At 74.1% G+C, this 24,805-nt stretch carries 22 protein-coding genes; 11 read left to right on the top strand and 11 right to left on the bottom strand.

Translation table 11 applies throughout. The annotated features are described in order from the left end of the window. The first annotated feature begins 27 nt into the window (after positions 1–27). On the top strand, positions 28–1,644 hold the full coding sequence (locus tag E1165_RS14280; protein ID WP_132391628.1) for a hypothetical protein: 1,617 nt from the start codon (positions 28–30) through the stop codon (positions 1,642–1,644). A 20-nt stretch (positions 1,645–1,664) separates the two neighbouring features. On the opposite strand, the gene E1165_RS14275 is transcribed toward E1165_RS14280, so the two are convergent. Both E1165_RS14275 and E1165_RS14270 read right to left on the bottom strand, forming a co-directional pair. Continuing rightward, positions 1,665–2,939, bottom strand: coding sequence for a hypothetical protein (locus tag E1165_RS14275; RefSeq protein ID WP_243704759.1), 1,275 nt, complete (start codon positions 2,937–2,939; stop codon positions 1,665–1,667). Positions 2,940–3,057: 118 nt separating this feature from the next. Further along, a complete protein-coding gene (locus tag E1165_RS14270) occupies positions 3,058–3,969 on the bottom strand; it encodes a 2-hydroxyacid dehydrogenase (protein ID WP_132391626.1) in 912 nt (303 codons plus the stop codon). An 82-nt stretch (positions 3,970–4,051) separates the two neighbouring features. On the opposite strand from E1165_RS14270, the gene E1165_RS14265 reads away from it, so the two are divergent. The 6 genes from E1165_RS14265 to hutH are packed head-to-tail and all read left to right on the top strand — an operon-like array spanning position 4,052 to position 11,906. Next, positions 4,052–4,906, top strand: a complete 855-nt coding sequence (locus tag E1165_RS14265) for a MurR/RpiR family transcriptional regulator (protein ID WP_132391624.1) — start codon at positions 4,052–4,054, stop codon at positions 4,904–4,906. 11 nt (positions 4,907–4,917) lie between these two features. Beyond that, positions 4,918–6,573, top strand: a complete 1,656-nt coding sequence (gene hutU / locus E1165_RS14260; RefSeq protein ID WP_132391622.1) for a urocanate hydratase — start codon at positions 4,918–4,920, stop codon at positions 6,571–6,573. Beyond that, positions 6,570–7,769 carry an allantoate amidohydrolase gene (locus tag E1165_RS14255; protein ID WP_132391620.1) on the top strand — a complete coding sequence of 400 codons (1,200 nt, stop codon included), beginning with the start codon at positions 6,570–6,572 and terminating at the stop codon, positions 7,767–7,769. Before hutU ends, E1165_RS14255 begins: the two co-directional genes overlap by 4 nt. Beyond that, entirely contained in the window at positions 7,760–9,112 is a 1,353-nt protein-coding gene (locus E1165_RS14250) for a formimidoylglutamate deiminase (protein WP_132391618.1), read from the top strand. Before E1165_RS14255 ends, E1165_RS14250 begins: the two co-directional genes overlap by 10 nt. A 23-nt stretch (positions 9,113–9,135) precedes the next feature. Next, positions 9,136–10,371 carry an imidazolonepropionase gene (hutI, locus tag E1165_RS14245; RefSeq protein WP_132391646.1) on the top strand — a complete coding sequence of 412 codons (1,236 nt, stop codon included), beginning with the start codon at positions 9,136–9,138 and terminating at the stop codon, positions 10,369–10,371. After that, positions 10,368–11,906 carry a histidine ammonia-lyase gene (hutH, locus tag E1165_RS14240; protein ID WP_132391616.1) on the top strand — a complete coding sequence of 513 codons (1,539 nt, stop codon included), beginning with the start codon at positions 10,368–10,370 and terminating at the stop codon, positions 11,904–11,906. Before hutI ends, hutH begins: the two co-directional genes overlap by 4 nt. A gap of 53 nt (positions 11,907–11,959) precedes the next feature. Here the strand turns inward: hutH and rdgB are convergent, their stop codons facing one another. The 9 genes from rdgB to E1165_RS14195 all read right to left on the bottom strand — a co-directional run bounded on the left by rdgB (position 11,960) and on the right by E1165_RS14195 (position 18,768). After that, the gene (gene rdgB / locus E1165_RS14235) at positions 11,960–12,574 is read right to left on the bottom strand and encodes an RdgB/HAM1 family non-canonical purine NTP pyrophosphatase (protein ID WP_132391614.1); all 615 of its coding nucleotides are present in this window, start codon (positions 12,572–12,574) and stop codon (positions 11,960–11,962) included. A 52-nt stretch (positions 12,575–12,626) separates the two neighbouring features. After that, positions 12,627–13,355, bottom strand: coding sequence for a ribonuclease PH (rph, locus tag E1165_RS14230; RefSeq protein ID WP_132391612.1), 729 nt, complete (start codon positions 13,353–13,355; stop codon positions 12,627–12,629). 65 nt (positions 13,356–13,420) lie between these two features. Then, positions 13,421–14,167 (bottom strand): MBL fold metallo-hydrolase, encoded by a 747-nt coding sequence (locus E1165_RS14225; RefSeq protein WP_132391610.1) that lies wholly within the window; start codon positions 14,165–14,167, stop codon positions 13,421–13,423. Between the two features lie 196 nt (positions 14,168–14,363). Then, on the bottom strand, positions 14,364–15,329 hold the full coding sequence (locus E1165_RS14220; protein ID WP_132391608.1) for a PLP-dependent cysteine synthase family protein: 966 nt from the start codon (positions 15,327–15,329) through the stop codon (positions 14,364–14,366). Between the two features lie 11 nt (positions 15,330–15,340). Continuing rightward, positions 15,341–15,706 carry a MoaD/ThiS family protein gene (locus E1165_RS14215; protein WP_132391606.1) on the bottom strand — a complete coding sequence of 122 codons (366 nt, stop codon included), beginning with the start codon at positions 15,704–15,706 and terminating at the stop codon, positions 15,341–15,343. Between the two features lie 67 nt (positions 15,707–15,773). Beyond that, positions 15,774–16,262: a Mov34/MPN/PAD-1 family protein gene (locus E1165_RS14210; RefSeq protein WP_088977704.1), complete on the bottom strand. Its 489-nt coding sequence runs from the start codon at positions 16,260–16,262 to the stop codon at positions 15,774–15,776. Positions 16,263–16,317: 55 nt separating this feature from the next. After that, positions 16,318–16,812, bottom strand: coding sequence for a DUF2017 domain-containing protein (locus E1165_RS14205; protein WP_207916883.1), 495 nt, complete (start codon positions 16,810–16,812; stop codon positions 16,318–16,320). Positions 16,813–16,814: 2 nt separating this feature from the next. Further along, positions 16,815–17,105 carry an ATP-dependent Clp protease adapter ClpS gene (clpS, locus tag E1165_RS14200; RefSeq protein ID WP_088979582.1) on the bottom strand — a complete coding sequence of 97 codons (291 nt, stop codon included), beginning with the start codon at positions 17,103–17,105 and terminating at the stop codon, positions 16,815–16,817. A 115-nt stretch (positions 17,106–17,220) separates the two neighbouring features. Beyond that, entirely contained in the window at positions 17,221–18,768 is a 1,548-nt protein-coding gene (locus E1165_RS14195; RefSeq protein ID WP_132391602.1) for a hypothetical protein, read from the bottom strand. Between the two features lie 197 nt (positions 18,769–18,965). Here E1165_RS14195 and E1165_RS14190 point away from each other — a divergent pair, with 197 nt between their 5' ends. From E1165_RS14190 to E1165_RS14175, 4 genes are all read left to right on the top strand, one after another. Beyond that, positions 18,966–21,665, top strand: coding sequence for a LuxR C-terminal-related transcriptional regulator (locus E1165_RS14190; RefSeq protein ID WP_132391600.1), 2,700 nt, complete (start codon positions 18,966–18,968; stop codon positions 21,663–21,665). Beyond that, a complete protein-coding gene (locus E1165_RS14185; RefSeq protein WP_132391598.1) occupies positions 21,662–22,948 on the top strand; it encodes a nicotinate phosphoribosyltransferase in 1,287 nt (428 codons plus the stop codon). Before E1165_RS14190 ends, E1165_RS14185 begins: the two co-directional genes overlap by 4 nt. 13 nt (positions 22,949–22,961) lie before the next feature. Next, the gene (locus E1165_RS14180; RefSeq protein ID WP_132391596.1) at positions 22,962–23,543 is read left to right on the top strand and encodes an isochorismatase family protein; all 582 of its coding nucleotides are present in this window, start codon (positions 22,962–22,964) and stop codon (positions 23,541–23,543) included. A gap of 64 nt (positions 23,544–23,607) precedes the next feature. Then, the coding region (locus E1165_RS14175; RefSeq protein WP_132391594.1) for an MFS transporter at positions 23,608–24,805 on the top strand (1,198 nt) is incomplete at its 3' end.

Raw genomic sequence — 24,805 nt, 5'->3', positions numbered from 1 at the left:
CCGGTCGCCAGTCGGATAGGGATCTGCGTGATCGCACACCTCGAACCAGCGCACGTCGGCAGGTCCGACGCGTCGACGGTCGCCGCACCGGGGCCCCGCCCGACTGTCCGCGACGCCGCCGCCGTCGCCGTCCTGCTCGAACTGATCCTGGTCGTGCACGACGTCAGGACCATCCTGACAGCCCCCTACTGGGTCGACGAGGCGTGGGTGGCGCTGTCCGTGCGGTTCCCGCTCGGCGACCTGCCGGTGACGACGTCGTCCAGCCCGATCGGCTGGAGTTTCCTGCTGCGGCTGGTGCCCGACGCCGACCACCTGCGGGCGGTGCCGCTCGCGTTCCACGGGCTCGCGGTCGTCGGGGCGTACGCGTTCGGCCGGTCGCTGCGGTGGCCGACGGCCGGCCGGGGCATCGTGGCGGGTGTCGCCTGCGCGACGGTGGTGCTGCTCCTCCCGGCGCAACAGGTCCGCCACGACCTCAAGCAGTACACCGCCGACGCCGCCGTCGCGGTGTGCCTGCTCGTCCTGGTCTGCTGGGCCGAGCAGGCCTGGTCCCGGCGGCGGCTCGGGGTGCTCACCGCCGCCGTCGCGGTGGCCATGCTGGTCAGCCACGTGACGGCGATCGTCGCCCCGTGCGTCTTCGGCGCGCTGCTGCTCACGACCGCGAGCCGGCGGCAGTGGCCACGGGTCGCCGAGGTGGCCCTGGCCGGCCTGAACGCCGGGGTGATCGTCGCCGCCGTCTACCTCGGCATCTCCTCGCGGGGGCGCAACGAGGCGATGGAGCGGTACTGGGCCGACAGCTTCCCCGGGCCGGGTGAACTGGCCGGTTACCTGGGCGACCGGTTCGCCGACCTGTCGCCGTTGGTCGGCGCTCCCGGGCTGGTCGTCGCCGGCGCGCTCGTCGCGGGCACGGTGACCCTGGTACGACGGGACCGTCCCGCCACCGCGCTCGCGGTGGTCCTGCTACCGGTGGTGGCGAGCACGTTGGGAGTCGCCGGGCTGTACCCGCTGCTGGAGCTACGTACGTCGCACTTCCTGCTCGTCACGGCGGCGGCGGTGGCCGGCATCGGGGTCGCGGGGGTGGCGGACCTTGCCGTCACGCGGTTCGGCCACCGGGTGCCCCGGGCTCGACCGGCGGTGCTGGCCGCGGCGGTCTGCGCGCTGCTGATCGGTCCCTACGCCGTCGGCAACGGCCACTGGTACCGGTTCGACGGCAACGAACCGGGGCTGTACTACACCGCCATCTCCGTGACGGACATCCGGTCGGCGACCGAGTACGTGGCCGCGCACCGGGCGGGCAACGACGTCGTGGTCATGAACGACGCGGCCTGGTACGGCTTCGCGTTCTACTCCCGGCACGAGCCGATCGAGCTGGTCGCGCCGTACGGCAACACCGTGGGTTGGTCGGTCGCGATGCCCCGCCGGTCCGACGTGGTCGTGGTCTCCGGCCAGGACGCGACCACCGTCCGCGCCGGACTCCAGCGGGCGGTGGAGCTGGCCGGCCGGCGCGGTGACGACGCCCGGGTCTGGCTGGTCCGCTCGCACCTCGTCGGCGCCGAGCGGGACGTCTGGCGGCAGGCGCTCGCCGACTACCGGGTGGCGCAGGTCACCGACGGCGTCGAGCCGGTCGCGCTGGTCAGCCGGGGCTGACCGCCGGGACGGCGGGTCGGTCAGCTGCCCCGCCGCCACAGATCCCGCAGCGCGTCCCAGTCGCCGCCGAGGCCCTCCTCGCAGAGGGTCTCCACGTAGAAGGCACCCTCGATGTCGTCCCGGTCCCACCAGACACCGCAGATGGGCCGGCCGCCGTCGCCCTCGAACGCGTACTCGACGTAACTGCCGCTCGCGCCGGTCACCCCGCCGGTCGTCCGGGTCGCCTCACGCATCCCCGGCGCCACCGTCGCGCCGGCCAGGTTGAGCTGCTGACGGTACGCGCGGGCGGTGTCCTTCTGCTTGCGGCCCTGGTGCAGCGCGAAGTGCAGCCACGCCCCGCCGTAGTTGCAGAAGACGTGCCGCTTCTCGTCGGCCGGCAGCTTCGGGGCACCGGCCTCCCCGTAGACCACGCAGCCGCCGAGGCGGGTCAGCCACGGCTCGGCCAGTGGTGCCAGTTCGCCCTCGAACTTCGCCTTGTTGATGGCGAACTGCTTCGCCTCGTACGGCGGCAGGGACGGGCTGGTCGACGGCGCGGGCGGGGCGGCGGTCTTGTCGCCGCCACCTCCCCCGAGGAAGAACCCGGCGGTGCCGGCGACCAGGGTGAGCACCAGCGCCACCGCGACCGAGATCCAGTCTCGCCGCCGCTTCGGCTCGGGACGCACGGGGGCGATCCGGGGGCCGGTCGACGGATCGAACGGGTCGTACGGCGGGGCGCTGTCCTGCCGGGGGTAGGCCGGCGACACCGGCGGCGTGGAGACCGGGTGCGGTGGGGTGGAGACCGGGTGCGGCGGCGTGGAGACCGGAGGGGTCGACACCGGGTGCGGCGGCGTGGAGACCGGCGACGGCGACACCGGCTGGGGTGCCATTCCCTGGGACGGGTCGCCCTGCACCGCCCACGGCATCGGCTGCGCCTGCTGCACCGGCGGCACCTGGTGCATCGCCACGGTGGCGTCGTCGGTCGCCTGCTCGCCGTGGATCTCGTGGCCCAGCGCGCGGAACAGGTGCTCGGCGCCGGGGCTGCCGTCGGCGACGTACGCGACCCACGGCGCGGTGGCCTCGAAGTCGGCGGCCAGGTACGGCCGGCCGCCCCCACCGGGCGCGGCCAGCGCGTCAGCCATGCCGGCGAACGCACGCCGCCAGGCCGGGTCCTCGGCCACCACCGGTTCGAGCACGGCGACGGTCACCAGCCGGTCCTGCCCGTCCACGGCCCACCAGGCCTTGCCGACCTGGCAGACGCCCATCATCTCGGTGAACCTGTACGGCCCCTCCGGCTGCATGCTGACTCCTCTGCTCACCCGCCCAGGGGATGGTACAGAGGACGCGCCCGTCCGTGCGGTGGCGCCGAATGCCGCATCCTGCGCCATCCGCACGCCGTGGCACCGCAGGATGCCGCAATCGACGCCACCGAGGCGACTACTGTCCGATGACGACGTTCGCGAGCGGCTTGCCGGCCGCGTACCGCCGTACCTGGTCGACCAGGAGTCGGCGGGCCCTGGGGGCCAAGGCGGCGGTCAGGCCGCCGACGTGCGGGCTGATCAGGACGTTCGGTGCCGACCACAGCGGATGGTCGGCGGGCAGCGGCTCGGGTTCGGTGACGTCCAGGGCGGCGTGCAGCCGGCCCGCCTCGAGTTCGGCGAGCAGCGCCGCGGTATCCACCACCCGACCCCTGGACACGTTCACCAGCAGGGCGCCGTCGGGCATCCTGGCGAGGAAATCCTTGTTCACCAGGCCCTCGGTCTGCGGGGTCAGCGGGGTGGCCAGGATGACCACATCCGCCTGCGGCAGCAGTTCCGCGACGTCGGACACCGGCCGTACGCCGGAGCGGGCGCTGCGCGCCACCCGGCTGACCTCCACCTCGAACCCGGCGAGCCGGCGCTCGATCGCCGCGCCGATCGAGCCGTAACCGACGATCAGCACCCGGGCGTCGGCCAGCCCGGCCGACCAGCCCGTGGCCCAGCGGCCCTCGTCACCGGCGCGGACGAAGTCCGGCAGCCGGCGCCGGGCGGCGAGGGTGAGCGCCACCGCCAACTCGGCGGTGGCCGCGTCGTGCACGCCCCGCCCGTTGGCCAGGATCAGGCCGGGTCGCAGGAACGGCAGGACGTGGTCGTAGCCGGCGGTCACGGTCTGCACCACCGCGAGCCGGGGCATCCGGGCGATCGGCTCGCAGAGACGCGAATCGATGACCCCGTACGGGACCGCGAAGAACTCGACGTCGTCCAGGTGATCGGGGATGGGCTGAGTGCCGTCGTGGAGCGCGACGTCGAGATCGGCGAGGTCGGCCACCGCGTCGGGATGTGGAATCAGATAGCGCACGGTGACAAGCATGCCCGTCGGGTGTCGTCGAGCCGCACGGCGTCGCCGGTCCGGACGGTTGCGTGGTGAAAGTTTTCATGCATAGAGTCTGTGCATGAATGAAAGCGCTGCCGTGGGGGTGCCGACCGAACGGGTGCGCGACCTGTTCCACGGCGTGCGGCTCACCCCCACCCAGCGCCGCATCGCGCACTGCCTGGTGCAGCACGCCACCGCCGTGTCGTACCTGTCGGCCGCCGAGGTCGCCGAGTTGGCCGGGGTGAGCCAACCCTCGGTGACCCGGTTCGCCATGGCGCTCGGCCACGACGGTTACCCGGCGCTGCGCCGCCGCCTGCGCGAGCTGGCCGCCGGGTCGACCGGCGGCGGCAGCGACGACGGCAACGAGTTGCAACAGGCGGTCCGGGCCGAGATGGCCAACCTGGACCGGCTCGCTGGCGAGCTGGCCGACCGGAGCAGGATCGCCGAGGCGGGGCGGCTGCTGGCGGCGAGCCGGCCGTTGCCGGTGCTCGGGCTGCGCGCCGCCGCGCCGCTGGCTGCCTACTTCGCCTACTTCGCCGCCAAGGTGCACACCGACGTGCGGGTGCTCGACGACGGCGGGAGCCTGCTCACCGACCGGCTGGAGCAGGCGGCGGCGGCCGGGGCGAGCGCCCTGCTCGCCTTCGTCCTGCCCCGCTACCCGAGGGAGACGTTCGACGCGCTGCGGGAGGCCCGCGCCGCCGGACTGACCGTCGTCGCGATCACCGACTCGCCGGTCAGCCCCGCCGCCGACCACGCCACGCTGGTGTTGCCCGCCGCCGTCGGCACCGGTCTCGTCTTCGACCTGCACACCGCACCGATGGCCCTGGCCATGGTGGTCCTCCAGGCGATCTGCGACGCCGCACCGGCCGACACGCAGGCCCGCCTGGAGGCGTTCGAGTCGTCCGCCGCCCGTCGTCAGTTGTTCCTCGGCTGAGAGGAGTCGAAATGCACCAGCCCGTTCGCGCCGCGCGCGGCGCCGCGCGCACCGCCCAGGGGTGGCCGCAGGAGGCCGCGCTGCGGATGCTGATGAACAATCTCGACCCGGAGGTGGCCGAACGCCCCGACGACCTGGTCGTCTACGGCGGCACCGGGAAGGCGGCGCGGGACTGGCCGTCGTACCACGCGCTGGTGCGGACGCTGACCGAGCTGCGTGACGACGAGACGATGCTGGTGCAGTCCGGCCGCCCGGTCGGGGTGCTGCGCACCCACGAGTGGGCGCCCCGGGTGCTGCTGGCCAACTCCAACCTGGTCGGCGACTGGGCCACCTGGCCGGAGTTCCGGCGGTTGGAGCAGCTCGGCCTGACCATGTACGGGCAGATGACCGCCGGCTCGTGGATCTACATCGGCACCCAGGGCATCCTCCAGGGCACGTACGAGACGTTCGCCGCCGTCGCGACGAAACGCTTCGGAGGCAGCCTCTCCGGCACGCTGACGTTGACCGCCGGCTGCGGCGGAATGGGCGGGGCCCAGCCCCTCGCGGTCACCATGAACGGCGGCGTCTGCCTGGTCGTCGACGTGGACCGGACCCGGCTGGAGCGCCGGGTGCACGACCGCTACCTGGACGAGGTGGCCGACTCCCTGGACGAGGCGGTGCAGCGGGTACGCGCCGCGAAGCGGGACCGGCGGGCGCTGAGCGTGGGCGTGGTCGGCAACGCGGCCACGGTCTTCCCCGAGCTGCTGCGCCGGGGCGTCGAGATCGACATCGTCACCGACCAGACCAGCGCGCACGACCCGCTGTCGTACCTGCCCGAGGGGGTGGAGCTGGCCGACGCCCGGGACTACGCGAAGGCGAAGCCGGCCGAGTTCACCGATCGGGCCCGGGCGTCGATGGCCCGGCACGTCGAGGCGATGGTCGGGTTCCTCGACGCGGGCGCGGAGGTCTTCGACTACGGCAACTCGATCCGGGGCGAGGCACGTCTCGGCGGGTACGATCGCGCGTTCGACTTCCCCGGTTTCGTACCGGCGTACATCCGGCCGCTGTTCTGCGAGGGCAAGGGGCCGTTCCGCTGGGCGGCGCTCTCCGGTGACCCGGCCGACATCGCCGCCACCGACCGGGCGGTGCTCGACCTGTTCCCGGAGAACGAGTCCCTGGCCCGGTGGATCCGGATGGCTGGCGAGCGGGTGGCGTTCCAGGGCCTGCCGGCGCGGATCTGCTGGCTGGGCTACGGCGAGCGGGACGTCGCCGGGGTGCGGTTCAACGAGATGGTCGCCGCCGGCGAGTTGAGCGCGCCGGTGGTGATCGGCCGGGACCACCTGGACTGCGGCAGCGTGGCCAGCCCCTACCGGGAGACCGAGGCGATGGCTGACGGCTCCGATGCGATCGCCGACTGGCCGCTGCTCAACGCGCTGGTCAACACGGCCAGCGGGGCGTCGTGGGTGTCGCTGCACCACGGCGGCGGGGTGGGCATCGGCCGGTCGATCCACGCCGGCCAGGTCTGCGTCGCCGACGGCACCCCGCTCGCCGGGCAGAAGATCGAACGGGTGCTCACCAACGATCCGGCGATGGGCGTGATCCGGCACGTCGACGCCGGCTACGACGCGGCCCGCGAGATCGCGCGACGCACCGGTGTGCGGGTACCGATGACGGAGCCGGCCCCATGAGTGAGCTGGCCGTCCGGTTCCGGCGGCTGTGGGACGAGATCGCCCCGGTGGGGCGGGACGCCGCCAGCGGCGGGTACCTGCGGTACGCGCTGACCGAGCCGGAGCTGCGGCTGCGGGAGTGGTTCCGGGACCAGGCCGACCGGCGGGGCATGCCGGTGACCGGGGACGGCAACGGCAACCTGTTCGCCTGGTGGGGCGACCCCACCGGAGGCGACGCGGTGCTCACCGGCAGCCACTTCGACTCGGTGCCGCACGGCGGGGCGTACGACGGGCCGCTCGGCATCGTCAGCGCCTTCCTCGCCGTGGACGAGCTACGGGCCGCCGGGGCCGCCCCGGTCCGGCCGGTGGCGGTGGCCGCGTTCGTGGAGGAGGAGGGGGCCCGGTTCGGCGTACCCTGCCTGGGGTCGCGGCTGCTCACCGGCCAGATCGCGGTCGACCGCGCGGCCGGGCTGCGCGACGCGGCCGGGGTGAGTTTCGCCGAGGCGCTGGGCGAGCGGCCCGCGGGCGGCGACGTCGGGCTGCTCGGCCGGTTCACCGCCTTCGTGGAGCTGCACGTCGAGCAGGGCCGGGCGCTGGCCGACGCGGCTTCCCCGGTCGCGGTGGCCAGCGCGATCTGGCCGCACGGCCGGTGGCGGTTCGACTTCCACGGCGAGGGCAACCACGCCGGTACGACCCGGATGGCCGACCGCCGCGACCCGATGCTGACGTACGCGTTCACGGTGCTCGCCGCGAACAAGGAGGCCCGGCTGCGTGACGCGCACGCCACGATCGGCCGGGTCGCCGTCGCGCCGAACGCCACCAACGCGATCCCGTCGACGGTCACCGGCTGGCTGGACGCCCGGGCGGCCGAGCCGGAGACCCTGCGCGGCCTGGTCGAGGCGGTGCGGGCCAAGGCCGCCGAGCGGGCTCGGCGAGACGGCACCGCGTTGACCTGCACCGAGGAGTCGGCGACCGCACCGGTGGCGTTCGACGCCGGGCTGGCCGACCGGCTGGCGGGGCTGCTCGACGCCCCGGTGCTGCCCACCGGGGCCGGGCACGACGCCGGGGTGCTCGCCGCGCACCTGCCCACCGCGATGCTCTTCGTGCGCAATCCCAGCGGGGTGTCCCACTCTCCCGCCGAGTCCGCCACCGACGCCGACTGCGCCGCCGGGGTGACCGCGCTGGCGCGGGTGCTGGAGGAGCTGGTATGCCGATGAGATGGCTGGCCGAGTACGCCTGGCTGCCCGACCACGCCGAACCCACCCCCGACGTGCTGGTCGAGACCGACGGCGGGCGGATCAGCGCCGTCACCCCGCTGCCCGTGGGCGGGCCGACGGCCGGGGTGGAGGTGCTCGGCGACGCGGTGCGGCTGCCCGGCCTCACCCTGCCGGGCCTGGCCAACGCCCACTCGCACGCCTTCCACCGGGCGCTGCGCGGGCGCACCCAGGGCGGTCGGGGTGACTTCTGGACGTGGCGGGACGTCATGTACGAGGTGGCGGGGCGACTCGACCCGGACTCGTACCTGGCTTTGGCCCGGGCCGCGTACGCCGAGATGGCTCAGGCGGGGATCACCTGTGTGGGCGAGTTCCACTACCTGCACCACGGCCCCGACGGCACCCCGTACGACGACCCGAACGCGATGTCCGCCGCGCTGGTCGAGGCCGCCGCGCACGCCGGGGTCCGGCTCACCCTGCTGGACGCCTGCTACCTGACCTCCGCCGTGGACGGTGCGCCGCTGGTCGGGCCGCAGCGGCGGTTCGGTGACGGGGACGCGCTGCGCTGGGCGGAGCGGGCCGGCGCGTTCACGCCGGAGGACGACCACGTCCGGGTCGGCGCGGCGATCCACTCGGTGCGCGCGGTACCGGCGGAGCAGCTCGCCACGGTGGCCGGCTGGGCCGACCGGCACGGCGTGCCGCTGCACGTGCACCTGTCGGAGCAGCCCGCCGAGAACGACGCCTGCCGGGCGGTGCACGGGTGCACCCCGACCCGGCTGCTCGCCGACCACGGGGTGCTGGGCCGGCACACCACCGCCGTGCACGCCACCCATCCCACGAGTGCGGACGTGACACTGCTCGGGGAGAGCCGCACCGGCGTCTGCCTCTGCCCCACCACCGAACGCGACCTGGCCGACGGGATCGGCCCGGCCCGCCGGATGGCCGAGGCCGGCAGCCCGCTCAGCCTCGGCAGCGACAGCCACGCCGTGGTCGACCTGTTCGAGGAGGCCCGCGCGGTGGAGTTGGACGAGCGGCTGCGCACCCGGCGGCGCGGGCACTTCACGCCCGCCGAGCTGCTGACCGCCGCCACCGTGGCCGGGCACGCCGCGCTGGGCTGGGGCGACGCCGGCCAGCTCGCCGTGGGGATGCGCGCCGACCTGGTCACCGTCCGGCTCGACAGCGCCCGCACCGCCGGGGTGCCGCCGGTCGGGGCGTTCTTCGCGGCCACCGCCGCCGACGTGACGCAGGTGGTGGTGGACGGCCGGGTGGTGGTGCGGGACGGGCGGCACCTGACGGTGGACGTCCCGGTCGAGCTGCGGGCCACCGTCGAGGAGGTGATCGGGTGACCCCCGGCGACTGGGCACGCCGGGTGACCAGGCCGGGCCCACCCGTCGGACGGGCGGCCCGGGGCACCGGCAGCCTGCTGGTGGACAACATCGGAGAGTTGGTCACCAACGTCGCCGACGGGGACGGCCCGCTGGGCCTGCGCCGGGACGCCGCGCTGCTGGTCGAGGACGGGCAGGTGGTCTGGACCGGGCCGGCCCGGGACGCGCCCGCCGCCGACCGGCGGATCGACGCCGAGGGCGGGGCGGTGCTGCCGGGTTTCGTGGACAGCCACGCGCACCTGGTCTTCGCCGGGGACCGGGCTGCCGAGTTCGCCGCCCGGATGGCCGGCCAGCCGTACACCGGGGGCGGCATCCGCACCACCGTCGGGGCGACCCGCGCGGCGACCGACGACGAGTTGCGGGCCACGGTACGCCGGCTCCGCGGCGAGGCGATGCGCCAGGGCACCACCACCTTGGAGATCAAGAGCGGGTACGGGCTCACCGTCGCCGACGAGGCCCGCTCGCTGCGGATCGCCGCCGAGGTCAGCGAGGACACCACCTTCCTCGGCGCGCACGTGGTCCCGACCGAGTACGCCGACCGACCGGACGACTACGTGGGCCTGGTCTGCGGGCCGATGCTCGCCGCCGCCGCCCCGTACGCCCGCTGGATCGACGTGTTCTGCGAGCGGGGGGCGTTCGACGTCGACCACGCCCGGGCGATCCTCGCCTGCGGGCAGGCGGTCGGGTTGGGCGCGCGGGTGCACGCCAACCAGCTCGGCCCCGGGCCGGGCGTGCGACTCGGGGTGGAGCTCGGCGCGGCCAGCGTCGACCACTGCACCCACCTGACCGACGCCGACGTCGACGCCCTCGCCTCGACCAGCGTGGACTGGACGTCCGGGGCGGTGACCACCACGGTCGCCACCCTGCTGCCCGGCGCCGAGTTCTCCACCCGTTCGCCGTACCCGGACGCGCGTCGGCTGCTCGACGCGGGGGTCACCGTGGCGCTGGCCACCGACTGCAACCCCGGCTCGTCGTACACCTCGTCGATGCCGTTCTGCGTGGCGCTCGCCGTACGCGAGATGCGGATGACCCCGGCGGAGGCCGTCTGGGCGGCGACCGCCGGCGGGGCGCGGGCGCTGCGCCGCGACGACGTCGGCGTGCTGCGGCCCGGCGCTCGGGCCGACCTGATGATCCTCGACGCCCCGTCCCACCTGCACCTGGCCTACCGGCCCGGTGTTCCCCTGATCCGCCGGGTCCTGCACCACGGAGTGCCGCAATGACGAACGTGACTGTCCAGCCCGCCGGGATCTCCCCCGCCGACGTGCTCGCCGTGGCACGGGGCGCCGCCAAGGTCGTTCTCGCCCCGTCGACCGTCGAGGCGATGGCGGCTAGCCGGTCCATCGTGGACGGCATCGAGGCCGCCGGCCGTCCCGTGTACGGCGTCTCCACCGGTTTCGGCGCCCTGGCCAACACGTTCGTCGCACCCGGGCGGCGGGCCGAACTCCAGCACGCGCTGATCCGCTCGCACGCCGCCGGGATCGGCGCCCCGATGCCCCGCGAGGTGGTCCGGGCGATGATGCTGCTGCGGGTACGCTCCCTCGCGCTCGGCCGCTCCGGCGTGCGGCCGTTGGTCGCCCAGGCCCTGGTCGACCTGCTCAACCACGAGGTCACCCCGTGGGTGCCGGAGCACGGCTCGCTCGGTGCCTCCGGCGACCTGGCGCCGCTGGCCCACTGCGCGCTGGTGCTGCTCGGCGAGGGTTGGGTGCTCGGCCCGGCCGGCGAGCGGGTGCCCGCCGCCGACGCGCTGCGCCGGACCGGGCTGGCGCCGGTCGCGTTGGCCGCCAAGGAAGGGCTGGCCCTGATCAACGGCACCGACGGGATGCTCGGCATGCTGCTGCTGGCCATCCAGGACGCCCGGCACCTGTTCACCATGGCCGACGTGACGGCGGCGTTGGCGATCGAGGCGATGCTCGGCTCGGAACGGCCGTTCCTGCCGGAGCTGCACGCCATCCGGCCGCACCCCGGGCAGGCGGCGTCGGCGGCGAACATCCACCGGCTGTTGCAGGACTCGGCGGTGATGGACTCGCACCGCGACGACCTGGCCCACGCCGTGCAGGACGCGTACTCGATGCGGTGCGCGCCGCAGGTGGCCGGCGCGGCCCGGGACACCCTCGACTTCGCCGAGACGGTCGCGGCCCGGGAGCTGCTGTCGGTGGTGGACAACCCGGTGGTGCTGCCGGACGGGCGGGTCGAGTCCACCGGCAACTTCCACGGCGCGCCGCTCGGTTTCGCCGCCGACTACCTGGCCATCGCCGCAGCCGAGGTGGGCGCGATCGCCGAGCGCCGGGTCGACCGGCTGCTGGACGTGGCCCGCAACCGGGACCTGCCGGCGTTCCTGTCCCCCGACGCCGGGGTCAACTCCGGGCTGATGATCGCCCAGTACACGGCCGCCGGGATCGTCGCGGAGAACCGCCGGCTCGCCGCGCCCGCCTCGGTCGACTCGTTGCCCACCAGCGGCATGCAGGAGGACCACGTCTCGATGGGCTGGGCGGCGACCAAGAAGCTGCGTGCCGTGCTGGACAACCTGACCAGCCTGCTCGCGGTGGAGTTGCTGGCCGCCGTACGCGGGTTGCAGCTGCGCGCGCCGCTGACGCCGTCCCCGGCCGGGCGGGAGGCCGTCGCCGCGCTGGGCGGGATCGCCGGCGAACCGGGGCCGGACGTCTTCCTCGCCCCGGTGCTGGAGGCGGCCCGGACGGTGCTGGCCGGACCGGAGCTGCGGGCGGCGATCGAACGGGAGGTCGGCCCGCTCGGGTGAACCAATCGTGTCCCGCCCCGGCTCACGACGCGGCCGGGGCGGGCGCAGCCGAATCAGACCTGCGGGAGCACCTTCGCGACCAGCTTGGCCAGCTCGCGCAGCGCCTTGCCGCGGTGGCTGATCGCGTCCTTCTCGTCCGGGGTCAGCTCGGCGTTGGTCCGCTCCTGGCCGTCGCCGAGGAAGATCGGGTCGTATCCGAAGCCGCCCTCGCCGCGTGGCGCGCGCAGCAGCCGACCGCTCTGCCGGCCGTCGACCAGGTGCTCCTTGCCGCCGGGCAGCACCAGCGCGACGGTGCAGACGAACGACGCGCCGCGGTGCTCGTCCGGCAGGTCGGCGATCTGGTCGAGCAGGAGCTGGAGGTTGGCCCGGTCGTCGCCGTGCCGGCCGGCCCACCGGGCGCTGAACACCCCCGGCATGCCGTTGAGCGCGTCCACGGCGATGCCGGAGTCGTCGGCGATGGTCGGCAGGCCGGTCCGCCGGCAACCCTCCCGCGCCTTGATCAGGGCGTTCTCGCCGAAGGTCAGGCCGCTCTCCGGCAGCTCCGGGTACTCCTCGACGTCGTCCAGCCCGACCAGGGCGATCCGGTGTGCGCCGAGCGCCCCGTCGAGAATCCGCTGGAGCTCGACGAGCTTCTTGCGGTTACGGGTGGCGAGCAGGACCTTGTTCATGATGGGTCACCTTCGTTCGCGACTACCAGGCGCGCGGGCCAACCCGTCGCGCTCACGACGAGAGCGCCTTGCGCTGCGCCTCGGCCAGTTCCAGACAGCCTGCCAGACCCAGGTCGAGCAGCGCGTCCAACTGCCTTCGGGAGAAGACGCCGTCCTCCCCGGTCCCCTGCACCTCGACGAAGTCGCCGGTGCCGGTGCAGACCACGTTCATGTCCACCTCGGCGGCGACGTCCTCGGCGTAGTTCAGGTCCAGCCTCGGCTCGCCGGCGACGATGCCGACGCTCACCGCGGCCACCGACCGGTGCATGACCTTCTCCGGCTTCCCGGCCAGCGACCGGCGGGCGGCCAGCCAGGTCACCGCGTCGTGCAACGCCACGTACGCGCCGGTGATCGCGGCCGTGCGGGTGCCGCCGTCGGCCTGGAGCACGTCGCAGTCGAGCACGATCGAGTTCTCGCCGAGCGCCTTCAGGTCGATGCTGGCGCGCAGGCTCCGGCCGATCAGCCGGGAGATCTCGTGGGTGCGGCCACCGACCTTCCCGCGGACGCTCTCCCGGTCGGAGCGGGTGTTCGTGGCCCGGGGCAGCATCGCGTACTCGGCGGTCACCCAACCGAGCCCGGAGCCCTTGCGCCAGCGGGGCACGCCCTCGGTGACGCTGGCGGTGCAGAGCACCCGGGTGTCGCCGAACTCGACGAGCACGGAACCCTCCGGATGGGTGCTCCAGCCCCGGGTCAGGGTCACCGGTCGAAGGTGGTCGGGCAGCCGCCCGTCAGGTCGCGCCATCCCTGCACCCTATGCGGTCGGATGATCGACCCGCTGCCGGGTGCCCCCGGCCCGTAGCCCGTGTCTCAGACGTCGTACGCGGCCCCGGCCCGGACCACTTCCACCGGCCCCGCGTACGCCGACGACGCCGCCTCGACGGTGTGCGACTCGCTGCCCCAGGCCACCACCAGATGGGTCAGCAACAGCCGGCCCACCCCCGCCTTGGTGGCGGCCTCGCCGGCCTCCCGGCCGGTCAGGTGCAGGTCCGGCGGGTTCTCGACGCCGTCCAGGTAGCTGGCCTCGCAGAGGAAGACGTCAGCGCCCTGCGCCAGCCGCAGCAGGGATTCGCAGGGGGCGGTGTCCGAGGAGTAGCAGAGCACCCGGCCGCCGTGTTCCAGCCGCACGCCGTACGTCTCGACGGGATGGTTCATCCGGTCCACGGTGACGGTGAACGGGCCGATGGGGAAGGTGCCCGGCTGGAGGCTGTAGAACTGGTAGACGTCCTCGACGGTGTTGTCCTCCTGGCCGTACACGGCGGCGAGCCGGTCCGGAGCACCGGAGGGGGCGTACACCGGCAGCGGCGGATACGGGCCGTCCGGGGCGTACCGGCGGACCACCACGTACGACGCGGCGTCGAGGATGTGGTCGCAGTGCAGGTGGGTGAGGAGGATGGCGTCCGGGGCGTGCAGGCCCGCGTAGCGCTGGAGGGTCGACAGCGCCCCGGAGCCGAAGTCCACCAGCAGCCGGAACCCCTCCGCCTCGATCAGGTAGGCGGAGCAGGGGGACTCGGGGCCGGGGAAGCTGCCCGCGCAGCCGAGCACCATCAGTCTCATCCGGTCGCCCCGCTGTCACTCACCGTAGTCGACACGCCGGTGTCAGTACCGCCGATGATCTCTACCGACGCGTACGCCACGCTCGGCAGCCTACGCGCAGCGACGGCGGGGCAAGAATCATCTGCTGGAACTTGTCATCAACGTGACACCCACGCGGCCGGCGGTGGTCCCGCCCGCCGGCCGCGTGGTCGGGCGCTCACGCCCAGAGCTGACCTTCGAGGGCGTCCTCGGCGTCGGCCAGGGTGCCGCCGTAGGCACCGGTCGACAGGTACTTCCAGCCGCCGTCGCAGACCACGAAGGCCACGTCGGCCCGGCGTCCCTCGCGTACCGCCTCGTGTGCCACGGCGAGCGCGGCGTGCAGGATCGCCCCGGTGGAGAAACCGGCGAAGATCCCCTCCACCTCCACCAACTGCCGGGTACGCAGGACGGCGTCCCGGGTGCCGACGGAGAAGCGCCGGTTCAGCACCGTGGCGTCGTATAGCTCCGGGACGTACCCCTCGTCGATGTTGCGCAGGCCGTAGACCAGTTCGCCGTAGCGCGGCTCGGCGGCGACGACCTGGATGCCGTCGACCTTCTCGCGTAGGTACCGACCCGTGCCCATCAGCGTGCCGGTGGTGCCCAGACCCGCCACGAAGTGGGTGATCGTGGGCAGGTCGTGCAGCAGTTCCGGCCCGGTCGTCTCGTAGTGTGCCCGGGCGTTGGCCTCGTTGCCGTACTGGTAGAGCATCACCCAGTCCGGGTGCTCGGCCGCGATCTGCTTGGCGGTCGCGACGGCCTGGTTCGAGCCACCGGCGGCCGGCGAGAAGATGATCTCCGCGCCGTACATCCGGAGCAACTGCACCCGCTCGGTCGAGACGTTCTCCGGCATCACGCAGACCAGCCGGTAGCCGCGCAGCTTGGCCACCATCGCCAGGGAGATGCCGGTGTTGCCGCTGGTCGGTTCCAGGATGGTGTCCCCGGGGCGGAGCCGGCCGGCCTCCTCGGCCGCGCGGACCATGAACAGGGCCGCGCGGTCCTTGATGCTGCCGGTCGGGTTCCGGTCCTCCAGCTTGGCCCACAGCCGCACCGGCGGCGCCCCGTCGGGCACCGTCGGCGAGAGCCGGGGCAGCCCCACCAGGGGGGTGCCGCCGCAGGCGTCGAGCAGGCTGTCGTACCGCGCCATGACGGCCGCCGTCAGCGGGCGACGACGGCCGCGTCGTGCGCCACACGCCCGGCGGCAGCGGCACGGTGCTGGCTGATCGCGGCTACCGCCGCGAAGCCGAACGCGCCACCGGCGACCGCGGGCAGGACGGTCACGCTGTCGCCGTCGTTGAGCTTGGCGTCCAGCGCGCCGAGGAAGCGGACGTCCTCGTCGTTGACGTAGACGTTGACGAAGCGGTGCAGCGCGCCGGCGTCGGTGACCAGCCGGGCCTTCAGGCCGGCGTGCCGGGAGTCCAGGTCGGTGAGCAGGTCGCCCAGGGTGTCCCCGGCGCCCTCGACGACCTTCGCGCCGCCGGTGTAGCTGCGCAGGATGGTGGGGATGCGAACCTCGATGGCCATGATGTCGTGCTCCTTGGTCGGGTGTGCTTCGGTGACGGGACGGAACGGGTGGGACGGCGCTGAGGGGTCAGCGGCCGGAACACTCGTAGTCGACCGTCGCCGGGCTCTGCCCGAACATGTAGGACTGCACCGCGTGCGGGTCAACGGCGGCGTCCACGATCCGCACCGGCTCCTCGGTCACCACGCCGTCGACGATCCGGAAGGAGCGGATCTCCTCCGTGTCGGGCTCGCGGGTGGAGACCAGCAGGTAGTGGGCCCCGGGCTCGCCGGCGAAGGAGATGTCCGTGCGGGACGGGTACGCCTCCGTCGCGGTGTGCGAGTGGTAGATGACGACCGGTTCCTCGTCGCGGTCGTCCATCTCCCGCCACACGCGCAGCTGCTCCATCGAGTCGAACTCGTAGAAGGTCATCGAGCGCGCGGCGTTGTCCATCGGGATGTGCCGGGTGGGGGTGTCGCTGCCGGCGGGACCGGCGACCACGCCGCACGCCTCGTCGGGGTGGTCCCGACGCGCGTGGGCGACGATCGCCTCGACGATCGACCGGTCGATGCTCAGCACGTGCCCCAGCCTAGCGCCCCCCGCCCGCACCCGGCGAGGCGGCGACCGTCACACTTCAGTCGATCAGCGCGTTGAGCAGGGACTCCTGGAGATAACCCAGGTACGCGTAGACCGACAGCTGGAACACCCGGGACGAGGTCGGGTCCTCGGCGACCGCCTCGTCGAGCTCCTCGCTCAGGTCGGTGCCGTCCTTGATCTCCAGCCGGACACCCATCGCCAGCCGGGCGTCGTTGAGCGCCCGCAGCCATGCCTCGGCCGCCTCGGCGTCGAGCCGCACCTCGCCGCCGGCGGCGTCCGGCAACGCGGCCAGGATCGCCCCCGCCTGGTCGATCTTGGCGGTCTTCAGGTCGCCCTCGGTGTACCGGCGGAACTCCGCCGTGCCGGCCGGGTCGTCCGGGTACGCGTCGGGGAAGAGCCGCCCGACGACCGGGTCGGTGTGGTCGAACCCGTCGGTGAGCAGCCCGACCACCTCGGAGGCGACCTTGCGCAGCACGCGCACCTCGTCGACGGCGAAGGTGGCGACGTAACGGTCGCCCTGGCGGCGGAACATGCTCACGAGCGTTCCACCGTCGCCCACAGCCCGTACGCGTGCAACTGCGACGCGTCGTGCTCCATCCGCTCCCGGGCACCTGTCGACACCACGGCCTTGCCCTTGTGGTGCACGTCCAGCATGAGTTTCTCGGCCTTCTCCCGGCTGTACCCGAAGAGCTTCTGGAAAACCCAGGTCACGTACGTCATGAGATTCACCGGGTCGTCCCAGACAATCGTCACCCAAGGCCGGTCCGAGACCGGCACCTCGTCGGTGTCCGGCGTCTCGACCGGTGCAACCTGTGGAGCCGCCATGCCCCCCATCGTGCCACCGGATCCGCCGATCCGATGAACCGGAACGCCGGGGCCGCCCGGATCACCTTCCCGGACGGTGGCGACCGGAGCGTCCGGCGGCACGGGCCACACCGGATCAGGCGAGCAGGATGCCGTGGTCGAGCGCATCGGAGAGCACCGCGCCGAGCGACAGCCGGACGGCCTCGAACCGGCGGGACAACTCGCGGGACAGTTCCAGCTCGACCTCGCGCAGCGCCCGCTGCGCCCAGGACCGGGCGCTGCCCTGGTCGTCGTTGCCGGGGCTGCGCCAGTGTTGCCAACATCCGCCGGAGAGCGCGACCGCCACCGGCGGCAGCACCTCGGCGCGCGCCGGGCCGGGATGACCGGCAAGGGCGTCGATCGCGCCCGCGCCGGTGAGATCACCCACCCCGGCGGTGCTGGTCACCAGGAGCACCCGGGCCAGGTTCGGGCCCGGCGACGGCTCGGCCAGGCCCCAGTGGACGGCGGCGGTAATCCGCCGGCGGACCCCCTGGGCCACCGGAGCGCCGAAGACCCGCGCGGTGGCCTCGTCGATGATGCCGCGCACGGCGTGGTCGCACTGGAGGGTGGCCAGCAGCGAGAGCGCCTCCATCTCCCGGTCGAGCAGTTGCGGCAGGCCCGCGCAGCCCACCCCGAAGACGATCTCCTGGACCACCCGCAGGTGGGTGTTGGCGAGTTCCAGCGCGAGGTGCTGACGGATGCTGCGGGCGCAGGTGCGGGTCTGCCGTTCCAGCCACTCCGACCAGCCACCGGCGTCGACGTCCGGCCGGATGGGCACCCGGCCGTGCGCGCCGGGCAGCACCGGCGGCTGGAGACTTCCCCGCCGCAGCCCCTCGCCGGCGGCCCACCCGGTCAGGGCGCGTCGCAGGTCGGGATGCCGTGCGCGGTGAACCGGGAACCAGCGCGCGTCGGCCAGGGCCGGCACGGCGGCCAGCAGCGCCGCCCGGTGCGCCTCGACGGCGACCTCCGCCGGATCGACCGGGGCCGCGTCGCCTGCCGGTGGCGGCGGCTCGACCGGCTCGACCGGCTCGACCGGCGACCAGCCGCCCGCGCCCGGGGTGACCACGAACACGACCTGCACGCGGGCCCGGGCCACCTCGGCGAGCAGGTGCAGTTCCGCGGCGCCGAACGCCTGGTCGGCACCGATCACGAAGAGCAGCGCGCCGCCGCGGCCCACCGCGTCCAGGAGCACCCGCCCGCCGGCGACACCGAGGGTGTCGGTGTCCGGCGTGTCGAGCACCCCGAAGTACCGCAGCAGCGGCTGCGGCAGGCTCAACTCGACCCGCCGCGGAGGCCGGGCCAGGGCGGGACCGGCAGCCGCCTGGTCCGCCCCGTAGGAGTGCGGCTGCCGGTAGCCCGGCACGTACGCGGCGCGGGTGGCGACCCGGGCGTACCGGATGAGCAGCGTGCTGCCCGCCGGCACGGCGAGCATGCCGGCGGGGACGCCGAGCAGGGCGGCGAGCACCTCGCGCCGGGCGGCGCCGGCCGGCCCGGCGGCGACCACGGTGAGCGGCTCGTCCGGACCGGGCTCGGTGACCCCGAGCCGGGTCGGCAGTGGCCCGCAGCGGGCCAGGGCTCCCGTCCGGCCCGATTCGTCGGGCACGTCGCCAGGCACGTCGATCCCGGGGAGTGGACCGGATCTCATCGGCAGCTCCCGGTGAGGGCGGGCGGTGCGGCGCCCGCCGGAACCGTCGGATGCGGTGGCACCCGGATGCCGGAAGGGTAAAGGCTTCTACCGACTGGTACGGAACATCCGGGATACTCACCGGTAACCGTTAGATTACTCAACTTCGCAGCGTGACGGTGCCCGCGCGGACGGATTTCCGTCGATATGCTGCTCCGATGAGTCGGTGGTGTTTCGTCGGCCGAACGGATGAACTTGACCGTCTGCGATCGGCGGTGGAAGGGGTCGAGGGACGCGGGCTCTTCTTCAGCGGCACGGCGGGCATCGGCAAGAGCCGGTTGCTGCGGGAGGGTGTGGCGGCCCTGCCCGCCGACCGCTACGCGATCTGGTACGTCGCGGCCAGCACCGCCACCGCCGCCCTGCCGTTCGGCGGGCTGGCCCAGGTCCTCCCCGCCGAGCAGCCCCAGGGGCTCTCTCCCGCCGGCGTCCTGCGCTGGGCGGTCGAGGTGCTCCAGGAACAGGCCGCCGGCCGGCGGGTCGTGCTGGCCATCGACGACGCCCACCTGCTCGACCCGCCGTCGGCGGCGCTGGTCCACCTGCTCGCGCGGCAGGAGAACACCGTCGTGCTCGGGACGCTGCGCAACGGCGAGCAGATCCCGCTGCCGATTCGGGCACTCTGGACCGACGACCTGGTGGCGCACGTCGAGCTGGCGCCGCTGGGGGCGACCGAGACCACCAACCTGCTCGCCGCCATCCTGGACGGCCCGGTCGACGCCTGCTCCGCCGACCGGCTCTCCAGACTCTCCGCCGGCAACCCGCTGCTCCTGCGCGAGCTGGTCCACGCGGCGGCCGGCGGTGGCGAACTGGACCGCCGCTACGGGGTGTGGCGGTGGACTGGGCGGCTGGAGCTGGCCCCCAGCCTCACCGACCTGATCGACACCCGGATCGGCCGCCTGGAGCCCGGCGTGCGCGCCGTGGTGGAGCTGGTCGCCTTCGGCGAGCCCCTCGGGCTGCACCTGCTCAACCAGGCCGCCGACCCGGTCGACGTGGAGCTGGCCGAGGAACGCGGCCTGATCTCGGTGGTCCAGGACGACCGGCGGTGCGACGTCCGGCTGGCCCACCCGTTGTACGGCGAGGTGATGCGCCGCCACTGTCCGGTCAGCCGGACCAGGCGCCTGCGGGCCCGCCTGGCCGAGTTGCTGGAGGCGGTCGGCGCGCGGCGGCGGGGCGACCTGCTCCGGGTCGCCGTGTGGCGACTGGACTCCGGCACCGCCCAGGACGGCACGCTGCTGCGGGGGGCCGCCGCACAGGCGTTCGCCCGTTACGACGTACCGCTCGCGACCCGGCTGGCCCGTGCGGCGCTCGACGTCGACGGCGGGTTCGACGCGGCGGAACTGCTCGCCACCATCCTGATGTTCGCCGACCAGTCGGACGAGGCGATCCGGGTGCTCGACGCGGTGGCCGACGAGGTCACCGACGACCGGCGGCGTAGCCGCTGGCTGACCGTACGGGGCATGGTCAGCTACTGGGGGCTGAGCCGGGAGTCCACCGTGGACGAGGTCGCCCGGGCGGGCGCCGAGCTGACCGACCCCGGCGACCAGGCCCGGGTACGCGCCTTCGAGGCGATCATGCGGTTGCACCGGCTCGACGTGACCGAGGCGCTGCGGTTGAGCCGCTCGGTGCTGGACCGGCCGGCGGCCGGTGTGGCGGCGCGGGAGCTGGCCCGCTGCACCATCGCCCACCTCGACGCCGCCCGCGGGCGGTTCCGGCACAGCGCGACGGCGATCGCGCGGGTGCAGGCCGAGGCGCCGGCCTGGCGGGCCGACATGCCGTACCTGCAGCTGGCGATGGACCTGGCCCGCGGCACCCGGCTGGCGCTCTCCGGCGACCTGGCCGGCATCGACGCGATCGCCGCCGACGAGTTCGCCGACCTGGCCGGGGCCGGTGACTTCCGGCTCGGCACCGGTTACCTGGCGATCCTCCAGGCGTACGCGGCGCGGCTGCGCGGGCGCAGCGGCGAGGCGCTCAAGACCAGCCTCGGGGCCTGCGCGGTGCTGGCGACCAGCCGGGTCTACGCCGGCCTGGCCCATGCCGAGCGGGCCCAGGCCGCCGCGTGGCGGGGCGAGGCCGGAGCGGCGGCGGAGGCGATGGCCGAGGCGGACCGGGTGCACACCCCCGGCATGGCGGTGCTCTACCCCTGGCTGGAGCAGGCGCGCGGGGCGGTGCTGGCCGCAGGCGGCGATCTGCCCGGCGCGGTCAAGCACCTCGGCGACCTGGCCGACCGGCTGCGCGCCGACGGGTTCGCCGCGCACGAGGTGCTGGTCCTGCACGATCTGGTCCGCTTCGGTTGGGCGGACGCGCCGGTCGGGCCGACCTGCACCGACGGGAGCCGTCGCACGGTGGCGCAACGCCTGACCGACCTCTCCGAACGGGTGGACGGGGCGCTGCCGCCGCTGATCGCCCGGTACGCCCGGGGCGCGGTCGACGACGACGGCGTCGACCTGCTGGTGGTGGCCGACGCGTTCGCCGAGCGGGGCCTGACCGTGTGGGCCAGCGAGGCCGCCGCGATCGCGCTGCGGGCGTTGCGCCGGGATCGGGCCGCCCCGGCCGCCGCCGCGCACCAACGCCTCGGCGCGCTGCTCGGTGTTTGTGACCAGATCCGCACGCCGGCGCTGGCGGCGCTGCGCCCGACCCTGACCGACCGGGAGCGGCAGATCGCCGTGCTGGCCGCCGACGGGGTCACCAGCCGGGTGATCGCCGAACGGCTCTTCCTGTCCACGCGCACGGTGGAGAACCACCTCCAGCGGGTCTACAGCAAGCTGGGCGTCACCGGGCGGGCCGAGCTGCCGGCCGCGCTGCGCTCGATCACGGGCCACGACGGCGGGCAGTCGGGAGTGAACTCTAGGCTGGGGTCGTGAGCACCTTTCGCCCCGCGTTGCTGACCGACCACTACGAGCTGACGATGGTCAGCGCCGCCCTGCGGGACGGCACCGCCGCTCGGCGCTGCGCCTTCGAGGTGTTCAGCCGGCGGCTGCCGGCAGGGCGCCGCTACGGGGTGGTCGCCGGGACAGCCCGGCTGGTGGAGATGATCCACGACTTCCGTTTCGGGGCCGACGAGGTGGATTTCCTGCGCCGTACCGGGGTGGTCGACGACGCCGCCGCCGAGTGGCTGGCCGGCTACCGCTTCACCGGCGACGTCGACGGGTACGCCGAGGGCGAGCTCTTCTTCCCGGGCTCCCCGATCCTCACCGTCTCCGGTGGCTTCGCCGAGTGCGTGGTGCTGGAGACACTGGTGCTGTCGGTGCTCAACCACGACTGCGCGGTGGCCGCGGCGGCTGCCCGGATGGTCACCGCGGCCCGTGGCCGCACCCTCATCGAGATGGGTTCCCGGCGGGCGCACGAGGAGGCCGCGGTGGCGGCGGCGCGTGCCGCCTACCTGGCCGGGTTCCGGTTCACCTCCAACCTGGCGGCGGGGCGGCGCTACGGCATCCCCACCGCCGGCACCGCCGCGCACGCGTTCACCCTGCTGCACGACGACGAGCGGGCGGCGTTCGCCTCGCAGGTGGCCACCCTCGGCAAGGACACCACGCTGCTGGTCGACACGTACGACATCAGTCAGGGCATCCGGACCGCGATCGAGGTGGCCGGGCCGGAGCTGCGGGCGGTCCGCATCGACTCCGGCGACCTGGCGGTGATCGCCCAGCAGTCCCGGGAGCTGCTGGATTCCCTGGGCGCCACCGAGACCAAGATCATCGTCTCGGGTGACCTGGACGAGTACGCCATCGCGGCCCTCGCCGCCGAGCCGGTCGACATGTACGGCGCCGGCACCGCCGTGGTCACCGGCTCGGGCGCCCCCACCGCCGGCCTGGTCTACAAGCTCGTCGAGGTGGAGGGACGCCCGGTGGTCAAGCGTTCCGAGCACAAGGCCACCATCGGCGGCCGGAAGGTCGCGGTACGCCGGCACAAGCCGACGGGCACCGCCACCGAGGAGATCATCGTGCCGCAGGGCGTGCCCGACCGGCAGCCCAACGACCGGCTGCTGCAACACTCCTTCGTCGTGGACGGGGAGCCGGTCGCGTTGCCCTCGCTGGAGGAGTCCCGGGAGCACCTGCGGCAGTGCCTGATCTCCATCCCGTGGGAGGGATTGAAGCTCTCCGCCGGCGACCCGGCCATCCCGGTCACCGTTATACCGACGAGCTGAGGGAGGCGATCCGATGGCCAACGCCTTGATCATCGTGGACGTGCAGAACGACTTTTGCGAGGGCGGCTCGCTCGCTGTCGGCGGTGGCGCCGGCGTGGCCGCCGGGATCTCCCGGCTGCTCGCCGCCGACCCCGGGCGCTGGGACCACGTGGTGGCGACCAAGGACTTCCACATCGACCCCGGGTCGCACTTCGGCGACCCGCCGAACTTCGTCGACTCCTGGCCCCGGCACTGCGTGGTGGGCACCGCCGGCTCCGAGTTCCACCCGGAGCTGGAGACCAGCCGGGTGGAAGCGATCTTCCACAAGGGTGAGCACGCCGCCGCGTACTCCGGTTTCGAGGGGCACGCCGACGACGGCGAGTGCCTGGCGGACTGGCTGCGCCGCCACGAGGTGGACCGGGTCGACCTGGTGGGCATCGCCACCGACCACTGCGTCCGGGCCACCGCGTTGGACTCGGCGCGGGAGGGCTTCGACACCACCGTGCTGCTCGACCTCACCGCCGCCGTCGCGCCGCAGACCCTCGACGGCGCGCTGCGGGAGATGGCGGACGCCGGGGTGCGGCTCCAGGGCGAAGCGGTGATTCGCGCCGCCTGAGCGGTTATCGGCTTGCCGATGTCGTACCCCAGGCGAAGGATGGCCGCCGGAGGTACGGACCATCATGAACCTTACGCCTTACCGCCAGGCACTGGCCCTGCCCGGGCTCCGGCCGTTGCTGCTGGTGTCCGTGCTGGCGCGCATCCCGCTCACCGCGACCGGGGTGACGCTCACCTTCTTCGTCGTGCTCGACCTCGGCCGCGGCTACGGCGCGGCCGGCCTGGTCGGCGCCGCGCTGACCGTGGGCGCGGCGGTCGGCTCACCGCTGCTCGGCCGCCTGGTCGACCGGCACGGCCTGCGTCCCGTGCTCGCCCTCACCACCGTCGCCGAGGCGGCGTTCTGGGCGAGTGCCCCGGCCCTGCCGTACCCGGTGCTGCTGCCCGCCGCCTTCCTGGCCGGCCTGCTCGCCCTGCCGGTCTTCTCGGTGATCCGCCAGTCGATCGCCGCGCTGGCCCCGCCCGCACACCGCCGCCCGGCGTACGCGCTGGACTCGATGTCCGTCGAACTGTCGTTCATGGTGGGGCCGGCGCTCGCGGTGGCGCTGGCCACCGCCGTCTCGGCCCGGGTCACGCTCTGGGCGGTCGGCGCGGGTGTGGTCGGTGCGGGTGTCGCGCTGTGGTTCATGAACCCACCCACCCGCAGCGTCGACGAGCCGGTCGGACCGCAATCCCGGGTGCCCCGCCGGGTCTGGCTGAAGCCCCACCTGCTCGCCGTGTTCGCGGTCAGCGCGGCGGCCACCCTGGTGCTCGGCGGCACCGACGTGGCCGTGGTGGCCGTGTTGCGGGCCAGCGGGGAGGTCGGCTGGACCGGGGCCGTGCTCGCCATGTGGGCGGTCGCGTCGCTGGTCGGCGGCTTCGCGTACGGCGCGGTCAAGCGCTCGTTCTCCCCGCTGGCGCTGGCCGCCGCGCTCAGCCTCTGCACCATCCCGGTCGGGTTGGGTGGTGGCCACTGGTGGCTGCTCTGCCTGGCGCTGGTCCCGGCCGGCGCGCTCTGCGCCCCCACCCTCGCGGCGACCGCCGACGCGGTGAGTCGGCTCGCACCCGCCAACGTTCGCGGCGAGGCGATGGGCCTGTACGGCTCCGCCGTCACCGTCGGCATGGCGCTGGGCGCGCCGCTGGCGGGCGCGGTGATCGACGCCTCGGCCCCGTGGTGGGGCTTCGCGGTTACCGGCGCGGTCGGGCTGCTGGTCGCCCTGGCGGCGCTCCCGACGGAGCTGCGCCACCGTCAACCGCCCACCAGCCCCGACCCCGCCAGCTCTGCCG

The organism is Micromonospora sp. KC723, assembly GCF_004348595.1.
GTDB lineage: Bacteria > Actinomycetota > Actinomycetes > Mycobacteriales > Micromonosporaceae > Micromonospora.
This window is presented reverse-complemented; position numbering and strand designations above follow the sequence as displayed.